Origin of the sequence: Enterobacter cloacae complex sp. Mu1197 (assembly GCF_040059225.1) — a bacterium.
Taxonomy (GTDB): Bacteria; Pseudomonadota; Gammaproteobacteria; order Enterobacterales; family Enterobacteriaceae; genus Enterobacter; species Enterobacter quasiroggenkampii.
The window spans coordinates 835,632-848,494 of sequence record NZ_CP157375.1 but is presented as its reverse complement, the minus strand read 5'-3'; the positions used below and the strand labels follow the sequence as shown (position 1 = coordinate 848,494).

8 protein-coding genes are annotated in these 12,863 nt (G+C 59.3%); 2 read left to right on the top strand and 6 right to left on the bottom strand.

Annotation, left to right across the window (positions count from 1 at the left end):
- Positions 1-77: 77 nt before the first annotated feature.
- From fhuB to hrpB, 6 genes are all read right to left on the bottom strand, one after another.
- Positions 78-2,060 carry a Fe(3+)-hydroxamate ABC transporter permease FhuB gene (gene fhuB, locus ABFV38_RS03930; protein ID WP_348958551.1) on the bottom strand — a complete coding sequence of 661 codons (1,983 nt, stop codon included), beginning with the start codon at positions 2,058-2,060 and terminating at the stop codon, positions 78-80.
- Positions 2,057-2,947, bottom strand: a complete 891-nt coding sequence (fhuD, locus tag ABFV38_RS03925; RefSeq protein ID WP_348958550.1) for a Fe(3+)-hydroxamate ABC transporter substrate-binding protein FhuD — start codon at positions 2,945-2,947, stop codon at positions 2,057-2,059. Before fhuD ends, fhuB begins: the two co-directional genes overlap by 4 nt.
- Positions 2,947-3,744, bottom strand: coding sequence for a Fe3+-hydroxamate ABC transporter ATP-binding protein FhuC (gene fhuC / locus ABFV38_RS03920; protein ID WP_047346397.1), 798 nt, complete (start codon positions 3,742-3,744; stop codon positions 2,947-2,949). The genes fhuD and fhuC overlap by 1 nt, the downstream gene beginning before the upstream one ends.
- A 50-nt stretch (positions 3,745-3,794) precedes the next feature.
- Positions 3,795-6,044, bottom strand: coding sequence for a ferrichrome porin FhuA (gene fhuA, locus ABFV38_RS03915; protein ID WP_111967240.1), 2,250 nt, complete (start codon positions 6,042-6,044; stop codon positions 3,795-3,797).
- 234 nt (positions 6,045-6,278) lie between these two features.
- The gene (gene mrcB, locus ABFV38_RS03910; protein ID WP_348958549.1) at positions 6,279-8,804 is read right to left on the bottom strand and encodes a bifunctional glycosyl transferase/transpeptidase; all 2,526 of its coding nucleotides are present in this window, start codon (positions 8,802-8,804) and stop codon (positions 6,279-6,281) included.
- Between the two features lie 142 nt (positions 8,805-8,946).
- The gene (gene hrpB, locus ABFV38_RS03905; protein ID WP_348958547.1) at positions 8,947-11,376 is read right to left on the bottom strand and encodes an ATP-dependent helicase HrpB; all 2,430 of its coding nucleotides are present in this window, start codon (positions 11,374-11,376) and stop codon (positions 8,947-8,949) included.
- Positions 11,377-11,449: 73 nt separating this feature from the next.
- Here hrpB and thpR point away from each other — a divergent pair, with 73 nt between their 5' ends.
- Both thpR and sfsA read left to right on the top strand, forming a co-directional pair.
- Positions 11,450-12,004, top strand: coding sequence for an RNA 2',3'-cyclic phosphodiesterase (thpR, locus tag ABFV38_RS03900; RefSeq protein ID WP_348958545.1), 555 nt, complete (start codon positions 11,450-11,452; stop codon positions 12,002-12,004).
- Positions 11,994-12,698: a DNA/RNA nuclease SfsA gene (sfsA, locus tag ABFV38_RS03895; protein WP_039265695.1), complete on the top strand. Its 705-nt coding sequence runs from the start codon at positions 11,994-11,996 to the stop codon at positions 12,696-12,698. Before thpR ends, sfsA begins: the two co-directional genes overlap by 11 nt.
- Positions 12,699-12,863 lie beyond the last annotated feature (165 nt).

Genomic DNA, 12,863 nt, shown 5'->3' with positions numbered 1-12,863 from the left:
GCCGGGTGGCGCTAACGCTTACCCGGCCTACGGTGTTCTCCCTCTCCCCGTAGGAGAGGGCATCAGGCCGCACCTGACTACCGACTCTGCTTTCTCAACAGATAAATAAAATACGGCGCACCGATAAAGGTCGACAGCAGACCCGCCGGGATCTGATACGGGAACAGCACCATTCTTCCGCACCAGTCCGCAAACACCAGCATCACCCCGCCCGTCAGGGCCGACATCACGATATGCGGCATCGTCCGGCGGAACCCCATCATTCTGGCAATGTGCGGCGCCATTAGCCCCACAAAACTCAGCGGGCCAATCGTCATGGTCGCCGTCGCCGTCAGGCACGCAGCGAGCAGCAGCAACGCTATACGCGCTGGCGTCAGCGCCATTCCCACCGCGCGCGCGGTTTCCCCGCCGAGCGGCAGAATGGTCATCCAGCGACGGCACAGCGGCACCATCGCCAGCAGTACGATCATCACGATCCCGGACCCAATCGCCTGGCTGCCGGTCGCGCCGTACGTTGAACCGGATATCCAGGTCAGGATCTTCGCCATACGCGGATCGCCGCTTGCCTGCAGCATCATCAGCAGCATCGTGAATGCGGTGCTGAGCGCCATCCCCGCCAGCAGCATACGGTGCGGTGAAAACCCGCCTCGACCAGCGGCAATCAGGATAATCATCAGCGTAACCGCCGCCCCGAGACTACCGGCAGGCATCAGCCAGCCAAACGCATTGCCCGGCACGAAGAACAGCATCAGCACCACGCCGAAGGCGGCGCCAGAGCTGATCCCGAGCACTTCCGGGCTCGCCATCGGGTTGCCGGTCAGACGCTGAATAATGCACCCTGCCACCGCCAGCATCACGCCTGCGATCAGCGCAGCGAGGATACGCGGCCAGCGCCACTGCAGCAGGGCGTTGAGTAAATCCCCCGTTGCCCAGTGCCAGCCCGCGGCATCGCGTCCGAATGAGAGCGCCGCGAACGAGGCGATAATCAGCACCGCCAGCCCGACAAGGCTAAACCACAGTACCGACTGACGCTCAGTATGGACTTTTTCGCCCGCATCCATCGCCGGTGCGCTCATGCTGCGCAGGCGCGGAAGCAGCCACAGGAGCAGCGGCGCCCCGATCAGCGCGGTGACCGAGCCGGTGGAGACTTCACGCCAGACCTGCGCCAGCCAGAGAATAAGCTGATCGGAAAGCCAGAGGATCAGCGCCCCAATCAGCGGCGCCAGCATCAGACGCGCCAGCAAGCGACGCGCTCCGAGCATCTTCGCCAGCAGCGGGGCAAACAGGCCGATAAACCCGATGATGCCGACCGCGTTCACCAGCAGGGCGCTCAATACAATCGCCAGCGTCAGCGCCGCCAGGCGAGCCAGCGACAGCGCCAGCCCCAGGTTGCGCGCCACGCCATCATCCAGTCCCATGAGCGTCAGAGGACGCAGGAGAAGCAGCGTCAGCACAACACCGCCAGCCAGCTGCGGCCACAGGCGCTGCACCACGCTCCAGTCGGTCTGGGTCAGCGTCCCGGTACTCCACATGAACATGCTTTGCAGCTGATCGTGGTGGAACAGAACCAGCAGCTGGTTGATCGCCCCGCAGTACAGGCTGACCACCAGCCCGGCCAGAATCAGCGTCACCGGGGAAAGGCGTTTCCCCCAGGCCACGCCGAAGACCAGCGCGCCCACCGCACACGCTCCGGCAAGCGCCGCAAACTGCGAGGCTAACGCCCCCGGCAGCGTCCACAGCGTGGTGATGGTGATCCCTAGCTGGGCGCCGGTCGCGACGCCGAGTGTGGTGGGTTCCGCCAGCGGGTTACGTAAAACCTGCTGGAACAGCACGCCCACCAGCCCTAAACCGGCACCAACCAGCAGGGAGACTGCCAGACGCGGCAGCAGGCTGTAGTGGAACAGCATCTGCTGAATATTGTCGATATCCGGCGAGGCCAGCGCGGCACCCCACTGCGCGCGCGGTAATGCGGCCGAGAGGTTAAACCCGGTTAACGCCAGCGCGGCAAGGAAAATCAATACCAGCAGAAGCGCCGGGAAGCGGGCAATCCGTGAACTCATGCTTTACCTCCCAGCGCGTTATCCAGCACGCGGGCAAAATGCATGGCCGAGAGCGTCGCGCCGTAGAACCAGACCGCCGGAGCGCGCTGGAAGCGTTGCTCACGGACAAACGGCATCGCCTGCCAGAGCGGCGTCGCCATCAGGGTTTGCATGGCGCGCTCGTTGCCGTGATCGAAGCACAGCACATCCACGTCGCGAAACGCCGCGAGACGATCGATCCCCACAGCGGTACTGCCCCAGAACGTCATCTCCCCTTCCCAGGCATTACGAATACCAAAACTGTCGAGGACTTCCTGGAACAGGCAGTTTTTACCGAAAACCAGCATATGGCGGGCATCCAGCAGTGTCACCATCAGCAGCGGACGATCGCCCCGGTGAGCAAAGCGGGGCTTCAGGGAGTCGATCAGGGCATCAAATTCGTCGAGATGTTTTTTGGCCTCGACCTCGCGGTTGAGGAAACGCGCCATCTCGTTAATCGAATTTTTCGCCATGGCCAGCGGTTTTTTACCGTCACTGAAGGCGAATCCACGTCCGGGCGCGATGCGCGCCATGGTCTCCTCTGACGGACCGTAGCCCGCTGACCAGAACAGGAACGACGGTTTCATCTGGGTGAGCAGCTCGAGGTTTGGCTCCGTCCGCAGGCCGATGTCGATCACCGAGTCCGGCAGCTTCGGCTCGTTCACCCAGAGGTTATAGTTAGGAATGTCCGCCACGCCGTAGGGCGTGACGCCGAGCGCCATCATCAGCTCGACCGGCAGCCACTCCAGCGCCACTATGCGGTGCGGATCGACGGCGGCGGCACGCGCCGCATTCATTTTTAACAGCAGCGGTGAGAGGGCCATCGCCGTCAGCAGGCGACGGCGGCTAATGCGTGTGTTATCGAGCATCAGTAGACAAAGCTCACCGGTGCAGCCCCGGCCGGGTGAGGCAGAATACCCATCGGAATACCATAAATATGTTCCAGCGTTTCGCTGCGCATCAGCTCGGACGGCGTTCCCTGCGCAATCATTTCGCCGCCGCGCAGCGCAACAAGGTAGTCGCAATAGCGCGCCGCCATGTTGATGTCATGCAGCACCGCAATCACCGTCAGACCGCGCTGCTGGCTTAAGCGGTGCACCAGCGCCAGGACATCGACCTGATGGGCGATATCGAGCGCGGAGGTGGGTTCATCAAGGAGCAGGCAGCGGCTGTCCTGGGCCACCAGCATCGCAATCCACGCGCGCTGGCGTTCACCGCCGGACAGGCTATCCACCAGACGGTGCGCAAGCGGCTTTAGCCCGACCAGCGCAATCGCCTCTTCCACTTTCTCTCTGTCGGCCACGCCGAAGCGTCCAAGCGCGCCATGCCACGGATAACGCCCAATCGCCACCAGCTCTCGCACCGTCATCCCCTCCGCCTGCGGCAGCTGCTGCGGCAGATACGCCACTTTGCGGGCAAACGCTTTGCTGCTCCAGCTCTCGAGCGGTTGGTCATCCAGCAGAATGTCGCCTTCTGACGGCGGCTGGTGGCGTCCCAGCATCTTAAGCAGCGTGGACTTACCGGAACCGTTGTGACCAATCAGGCCAGTGACTTTACCTGCGGGGAACGTCAAAGAGAGCGGATGCAGCAAGGTGCGCCCGGGTACGCGAAAGGAGAGATGGTTGAGCGTAAAGGTGGTGTCGGGTTGCGTTTGATTATCCTGCATATCAGCCAACTTAAATAAAAAGGGCACGGCGAACCGTGCCCGGACAGAGATTAGAAGCGGAAGGTCGCGGTAGCCACAACCTGGCGTTCAGCACCCCAGAAGCACCCGTAGGTGTTGAAGCAGCTGGCAACGTATTCACGATCGAACAGGTTGTTCACGTGAAGCGCCACGTTTGAGCCTGCCATCCCGACGCGCGCCAGATCGTATCTGACCAGCGCATCCACCAGGGTATAGCTGCCCACGGTGAAGGTGTTCGCCGGGTCGCCTTTGCTGGAGCCCGTATAACGAACGCCGGTACCCAGCGTCAGGCCAGACAGTGGACCATCAAACATCGTGTAATCACCCCACACTGAGGCCATGTGTTTAGGCACCTGCGCTGGCGTGTTGCCTTTGTAGTTGGTGTCGGTGGTGTATTCCGCATCGGTGTAGGTGTAGGAACCGACAACGTTAACGCTCGCAGACAGTGCCGCTTTCGCTTCCAGCTCGACGCCACGCGCGCGAATTTCGCCGCCTTCAACGGAGAAGAATGAACCCGCAGGGTCAGCCATCAGGTTATTGGTTTTGGTCAGCTGATATACCGCACCGGTAATCACAATAGGACGATCGCTCGGCACGTATTTCACGCCCGCTTCGTACTGCTTGCCTTTCGACGGTGCGAAGATGTTGCCACTCGCCCCTGTCTGAGAAGCAGGCTCGAAGGATTCGCTGTAGCTAAAGTACGGGGTTACGCCGTTATCGAACAGATAGTTCACGCCGCCACGCCAGGTGAACTGGGTGTCATCGCGTTTAGCCGTGGTGTTCGATACGCGGTTATAGGAGTCCTGATCGGCCCAGTCGTAACGGCCGCCCAGCGTCACCAGCACTTTATCCCACTGCGCCTGATCCTGAACGTACAGGCCGGTCTGCTTCTGGCGGTTAAGGATTTGGTACGCGCCGGAGTTCGCCGGATCTTTTGAACCGAAATCGAAATCGCTGTTCACCGGATTGTAGAGATCCAGCAGCGGCACAGAGTCGTCGTAGCCGAACCAGGAGTTGATATCGTTACGCATGCGCATAAAGTCAACACCGGTCAGCAGGATGTGGTCCACCTGACCGGTAGCAAATTTGCTCTGCAGCTGCGTATCCACGGTGAAGTTCTGCAGTTTCTCATTATCGACAACGTATTTACGCGCCAGATAATGGCCTTTATCCGCAGGTGCTAAGGCCGCGCACTGCGCGCTGTAAACGTTAGCCGGGTCGGAGCAGACGCCATAGCCGTAAACGCTGTTTTGCGAGGTTTTGTTCTCGGCAAAGCGCAGGTTCTGACGCACGGTAAAGGTGTCGTTGAATTCGTGGTCGAAACTATATCCCACCATTTTCTGGTTACGGGAATAGGTGTTGTTCTTCGCGCCTTCGTTGAAGTCCGTCGGCAGACGACTGCCGTTTGGCAGCGGATCAACGGTTCCCTCTTTTGGCAGCCAACCGTAGTAGCCCGTTTCAGGCTCGTTCTGGAAGTAGGAGAGGAACGTAAAGGTGGTTTTGTCATCCGGACGCCAGGAGAAGGATGGTGCGATAGCATAACGCTGCTCGCCTTTACCTTCCTGCTGCGCGTTATTCGAACGCGCAACGCCGGTCAGGCGGTAAGAATAAACGCCGTCATCGTCGATCGCATCGCTGAAGTCAAAGCCGGTCTGGAACAGGCTGTCGGTGCCCATTTTGAACTGGACTTCCTTCAGCGGCTCTGTGGTTGGGCGCTTGCTCACCATGTTCAGCAGGCCGCCAGGGCTGCTTTTTCCGTACAGAACGGAAACCGGACCACGCATGATTTCGGCGCGCTCCAGCATATAAGGGTCAATCACCGCGTCGTTATAGAAGTTGCCCTGCATCTTCATACCGTCGAGGTAGTTATTCTGGCTCTGACCGTCTGCGGCAAAGCCACGAATCACCAGGTAGTCATAGGTGTTGGACGCACCTCGGGTACCTACCGCAACGCCCGGCGTATAGCTCAGGGCTTCTTTCACCGAGCGCGGCTGGTGCAGCGCCATCTCTTCGGCGGTTACCACAGAAATAGACTGGGGAACCTTTTGAATAGGGGTGTCCGTTTTGGTCCCGGTCGCGGACTGGCGCGCGGCGATTGTCGCAGCGGGCCCCCAGGCACTTTCCTGTGCTGCCGGCGCGGCCGTAACGGTGATGGTTTCTTCTTTTTTCGGTGTATCGGCTGCGTGTGCGAAAGCAGACACGCCGGCAACCGCTGTGGCGACGACGACCGCGAGTTTACGCAGCGACGTGTTCATTGGCTGAGCAGTATTGGAAAGCGCCATGATGTTTCTCTGATGGAAAAGTGAATGATAACGTAAACGAGAATTATTATTATGAGCGCCAGAATAATATGCGAAACGCGGGTTGCATAGCAAGCAGTAAGCGGCCCTACGAGAATTAAGGGTTTAAGAAATAGACAAGAGAAAACGAAGGGTTAATCAGAGTTAAAGTGAGGGTTAACGAAATGAGGTTTACGGGTAAAAAAAGCCCCCTTCCGGGGAAGAGGGCTTTAAAAGTTAGTTACCGCCAAACATGTCCTTAATCCAGCCGGCTACGCCATCGCTGTCTTTCTTCTCATTCTGCTGCTGCGGCGGTTGCTGCTGCGGCTGCTGTGGCTGAGAAGACTGATCGAACGGGTTGCCGGTCGGCTGTTCAGGCTGGCTCTGCTGGCACAGGGAATCCGGGTTGGTTGTCCAGACCGGCAGAGTACGCATTCCGCCGCCGCAGACGAAGTTACCGGAGCTGTCCACGCCCATATCGACGATATCTTCCGGCGCGACAAGATTCAGCGGCACTGGTGACTGATTCGCCAGATAGCGCTGGTAAATCGACATCGCCCCGCTCGCCCCGTACAGCTTGGTCGGCTGGTTGTTGTCGCGTCCTACCCAGGTAATGACCACTTCACGGCCATCGATACCGGCAAACCAGGTATCGACGTTATTGTTGGTGGTCCCGGTCTTACCTGCCAGATGCAGGCCCGGATACTTCGCACCCAGTTGACGACCCGTACCACGCTGCACCACCTGCTGCATCGTCCACAGCGTCATGTAGGCCGCCTGAGCAGGAACGGCACGCTCCGCCTGCGGGAAGCTCTGATACAGCACGGAGCCATCCTCGGCAATCACCGAACGCAGGGCGGACAGCGGCGCGCGGTTACCGCCGCTGGCGATGGTCTGGAACGCCTGCGCCACTTCGATCGGCGTCAGGTTAAGCGCCCCGAGGATCATCGCCGGCACCGGGTGCAGCTGATCTTTCGCTACGCCCAGCTTCTGCCAGGTATCGACAATGGCCGGCAGGCCCAGCGACATGCCCAGGTTTACCGTCGGCACGTTCATGGAGCGCGTCAACGCATCCACCAGCATCACCTGACCGCTGAACTGCTTATCGTCGTTCTGCGGTGACCACACCTGGCCGTTAGGCTGGCGCAGGGAGATAGGCGCATCCGCAATCCAGGTATTCAGACGATACTGGTTTGGCTGACTCAGGGCAGTGAGATAGGTCGCCGGTTTTGCCAGAGAACCGATCGAGCGACGCGCCTGCATGGCACGGTTGTAGCCTGCAAACTGCGGCTCGGCACCGCCCACCATCGCACGAACTTCGCCGGAGTTGCGGTCAACCACCACCATCGCGGTTTCAAGATCGGAGAGCTTACGCTGTTTCTTCAGCGCCGGAATACCTTCCACCGCCGCTTTTTCTGCCGCATCCTGCGCCACGGAGTCAAAGGTGGTGAAGATCTTCACGCCGGAGAGATCTTTGACCTTATCGCCAAGCTTGCTTTGCAGCTCCTGACGCACCAGCTGCATAAACGCAGGCTGAGGCGAGATCACCCCACCGCGCGGCTGAACGCCAAGCGGACGTGCGCTCAGCATGTCGTACAGCTCCTGGTCAATCACCTGCTGTTGTTGCAGCAGACGCAGCACCAGGTTACGACGCTCCAGGGCCAGTTTCGGGTTACGCCACGGGTTATAAATGGACGCCCCTTTCACCATGCCCACCAGCAGCGCCTGCTGATCCAGGCTCAGCTCTTCCACCGGACGACCAAAGTAGTACAGGCTCGCCAGCGGGAAGCCGCGGATTTCGTTATCGCCGCTCTGACCGAGGTACACCTCGTTCATATACAGCTCAAGGATACGATCCTTGCTGTAGCGCGCGTCCATCAGCACGGCCATGTAGGCTTCGTTCGCTTTACGCCAGTAAGATCGTTCGCTGGAGAGGAAGAGGTTCTTCACCAGCTGCTGGGTCAGCGTACTCGCTCCCTGCACGGTACGACCGGCCGTCAGGTTCGCCAGCACCGCACGACCAATCGAGTAGAGGCTGATGCCGTCGTGCTCGTAGAAGTGACGGTCTTCGGTCGCCAGCAGCGTATCGACCAGCAGATCCGGGAAGCCGTTACGCGCCACGAACAGGCGCTGCTCGCCGTTTGCCGACGAGAGCATGGTGATCAGACGCGGATCGAGACGGAAGAAACCGAACTGGCGGTTGTTATCCATGTTCTCGATGGTATCCAGACGATCCCCGTCAAAGGTCAGACGCGCGCGCACCTGACCCTCTTTGCTGTCCGGGAAATCAAACGGACGACGGATCATCTCAATGCTGTTTGCCTGCACGGTAAACTCGCCAGGGCGCGTCATTTTTGACACCTGACGATACTGGGTGGCTTCCAGCAGTTTTACCATTTCGTTTTTCGTGATGGACATATCTGGCTCAAGGTTCACCATACGGCCATACACTGCCGCAGGTAACTGCCAGACTTTACCGTCGATACGGCTGCGGATCTTCTGATCCAGATACACGCCGTAAATTGCCATCAGCACAACAAAAACAATAAAGAGCTTCAGCAGCAGCCAGAACCAGCCGCGTTTGCCCCGAGGCTTGCGCCCTTTGCCTTTCCCTTTACGCGGCATCGGTTCTTCATCCTCATCATCGTCTTCATAGTCATCGTCATAGTCCTCATCTCTGAGGCGACGACGGCTTACTTTTTCTTTCGCCGGACGCGTGGGTTTTCCCTTACGTCCTATTGGCTCGCGGTCATTCCCCGCCATGCTTTTTCTCCGCAACTTTCAGGCGCAAAGGCCAGATTTTCTTTTCTTTCACAGGCCTGTGAAAGAAGAAATCTCTCAAAATTAGTTCTCCCTCTCCCTATGGGAGAGGGCCGGGGTGAGGGCATCAGGCCGCACATCCCGTTCAGGAATACTTCTTCGTCCGCTTCGTCGGCGCCGTATTCGCCGGATCGTCCGGCCAGACGTGTTTGGGGTACCGCCCCTTCATCTCTTTCTGCACGTCACGGTAGCTCCCCGCCCAGAACGCCCCTAAATCTCGGGTGATCTGCAAGGGGCGATGCGCAGGCGACAGCAGTTCAAGCACCAACGGCATGCGCCCTTCAGCGATAGACGGCGTGGTTGCTTCACCAAACATCTCCTGCATCCGAACCGCCAGCGCCGGCGGATTATCCTCATGATAACGGATGGCAATCCGGCTTCCGGTCGGCACAGTGTAATGCTCTGGCAGTTCACTATCCAGACGTTGACGCAATGACCAGTCCAGTAAATTCTGTAACGCAGTCTTAACATCAAGCGCCTTAAGGGCGCGCAGAGAGTGCACGCCGCTCATCTGCGGCAGTAGCCAGCGTTCAAGCGTAGCCAGCAGCGTCTCGTCATCTACCGCTGGCCAGCCATGCTCCGGTAGCCACTTTGCGGCGCAGAGCAGGCGAATGCGGTACTGTTCCGCCTCCGGCGTCCAGTTCAGCACGCTCAGCCCTTTTTCCCGAATGCCGTTCAGCATAGCCTGATGGAGCTCGTCTTCCGACGGCTTCGCCAGCGGCTTCGTCCCGAGCGTCAGTTTCCCAATCTGGCTACGACGAAACGCCTTCAGCGTGCCCTGTGCGTCATCCCACTCGACGATGTCCGATTGCTTAAGCAACTGCGGACAGCTACGGGTCAGGGCGTCAATATCGACGGCAATCGCCTGCAGGATACGCGCATCGGGGGAGTTGCTCCCCTGCAGCAGGAGCGGCGCAATCAGCCACTCATGACGCGTCAGGGCGTCATCGCTGTCCAGCATCGCCCCCATGCCGTTTGCCAGCTGATAGCGGCCGTCCAGCCCGCGCCGACGCGCAATCCTGTCCGGAAACGCCTGCGCTAACAGCCGGGAAATCTTCTCGCTGTCTGGCACGCCGCCGCGGCTGTTAAGCCGTTTGCACAGTTGCTGCGCCCGCTGCTGCCAGTTCCCCTGATTGCGTGAAAACGCCTGCCCCAGATCGCTGCTGCCTCCGCGTGGCGGCTCCTCAAGGATAGCCGCCAGTTTAGCCGCCGTGGCAATTTCATCATCCCCTTGCGCGGCCACCAGCATCGCGGCCAGACGCGGCTCGTTGCCCAGCACCGCCATTTTCTGGCCGCGTACCGTCAGACGTTCGCCCTCCAGCGCGCCAAGCTCAGTTAACAGACTGCGCGCAGCGGTGAGGTTAACGACAGGGGGAGAATCAAGCCAGGTAAGCTGTCCAGGATCCGGACAGCCCCACTGCAGCAGATCCATCACCAGGCCCGACAAATCACTTTGTAAAATTTCCGGCGTGCTTTGCTGCGCCGCGCGTTCAGCCTGCTCTGCACTGGTCAGATGCAGGCAGATCCCCGGCTCAAGACGCCCCGCGCGGCCCGCGCGCTGCACCATTGACGCCTGGCTGATGCGCTGCGTCAGGAGTTTAGTCAGCCCGGTACGCGGGTCAAAGCTTGCCACCCTCTCCTGCGCGCTATCCACCACCAGGCGAATACCTTCGATGGTCAAACTGGTTTCAGCGATGTTGGTTGCCAGCACCACCTTGCGCTGCCCCACCGGGGCAGGAAGGATAGCTTTACGCTGCTCCTGCAGCGACAGCGCGCCGTAAAGCGGGCACAGCAGTACATCACCGCCTAGGCGAGAGGAAAGCTGCTCCTGCACGCGCTGGATCTCACCGACACCCGGCAAAAACAGCAGCAGGGAACCGGGCTCCTGGCGCAGCAGTTCAGCGGTGGCAATGGCAACCGCCTCGTCAAAACGCGGGTGGGAGGGAAGCGGTTGATAGCGGCGTTCAACAGGAAACGCCCGCCCTTCAGAGCTGATGACCGGCGCATCAGGTAGCGCCTGCCGTAGCCGCACATTGTCCAGCGTCGCCGACATTATCAGCAGACGGAGATCGTCGCGCAGTCCCTGCTGAACGTCCAGCAACAGCGCAAGGGCCAGATCCGCCTGCAGGCTGCGCTCGTGGAATTCATCCAGGATCACCAGCCCGACGCCGGTCAGTTCCGGATCGTTTTGCAGCATCCGGGTGAGAATCCCCTCGGTGACCACCTCAAGGCGCGTGGTCGGGCCCACGCAGGTCTCGGCGCGCATCCTGTAACCTACCGTTTCGCCCGGTTTTTCATTCAGCAGTTCCGCCAGGCGCTGCGCCACGTTGCGCGCGGCCAGCCTGCGCGGCTCCAGCAGGATAATTTTCCCGCTGATGTTCCCGTCTTTCAGAATTTGCAGCGGCAGCCAGGTGGACTTACCCGCCCCCGTCGGGGCATTCAGCAAAACCTGCGGGGCATGGCGTAAGGCAGCGAGAAGGTCAGGAAGAACGACGGCGACCGGCAATGAGGACACTAACAGCTCCAGAGGGTTAACATTAGTCGGCGTACATTGTAGCATCGGCGCATATCATTACCGAGTCCTCCGTATGCCTGAGTCGAAACGGCTGTTTTTTGCCATTGAATTGCCCACAACACTACAGCGTCAAATTGTTCGCTGGCGCGCCGAACGCTTCCTGCCGGAAGCCGGTCGCCCGGTCGCGGCGGCTAACCTGCACCTGACGCTGGCCTTTTTGGGCGATGTCAGTGCCGAAAAACAGCGGGCGTTAGCCGCACTGGCCGGGCGTATTGTCCAGCCGGAATTTACGCTGCATCTCGACGACGCGGGTCAGTGGCTGCGTTCGCGCGTGGTCTGGCTGGGGACGCGCCAGCCTCCGCGCGGATTATTGCAGCTGGCGAACATGCTGCGCGCGCAGGCGGCGCGCAGCGGTTGTTATCAAAGCCCGCAGCCGTTTCATCCGCACATTACCCTGCTGCGCGATGCCGGTCAGGCCGTTGCCATCCCGCCGCCGGGTTTTCACTGGGCTTTTCCGGTCAACACATTCGCGCTTTATGAATCCGTCTTTGCACAGGGACGCACCCGCTATACGCCGCTACAGCGCTGGACGCTGGGCAACACCGAAAGGAAGTCTGATGAAGTTTAGTCCTCCCCTGCAGCACGCTACGCTTATCCAACGCTACAAACGCTTCCTCGCCGATGTGATCACGCCTGAAGGCGAACCGCTCACCCTGCACTGCCCCAATACCGGTGCCATGACGGGATGCGCGACGCCGGGTGACAGGGTCTGGTATTCCACATCAGAAAATACTAAACGCAAATATGCCCATACCTGGGAAATGACCGAAACCCAGAACGGGGCATTTATTTGCGTTAATACCCTGCGCGCCAATCAACTGGTTAAGGAAGCGCTGACCCATGGCGTAATTCCCGAACTGGTCGGTTATGGCACGCATAAAAGCGAAGTGAAATATGGCGATGAAGGCAGCAGAATTGACTTCATGTTACAGGCGGAAGACAGGCCGGAGTGCTATATTGAAGTGAAATCAGTGACGTTAGCGGAACAGGAAAATGGCTACTTCCCGGATGCGGTAACGCTACGTGGCCAGAAGCATCTGCGAGAGCTAATGAGTGTTGCGGCGGCGGGCAAACGCGCCGTATTGCTGTTTGCAGTGTTGCATTCAGCCATTGAACGTTTCTCCCCTGCCCGCCATATTGATCCTAAATACGCGCAATTGTTGAATGAGGCACAAAAGCAGGGGGTAGAGGTTTTCGCTTATAAAGCGGAACTTTCTGCCGATAATATGACTCTGAGATCCTCTCTTCCCATTGTCTTATAAGGGATTAGACGATTGACGATTAAGTGTTCTGGCCGCGTGCGCAAATACGCTTTTCCTCACAGGCTTGTCAAGTGTTACGTTTAGATAATTGCCATACGGAAAAGCATCTGCTATTTATAGCGACCTGATTTTTCCCCCAACACGGGGATCGATAGTGCGTGTTAA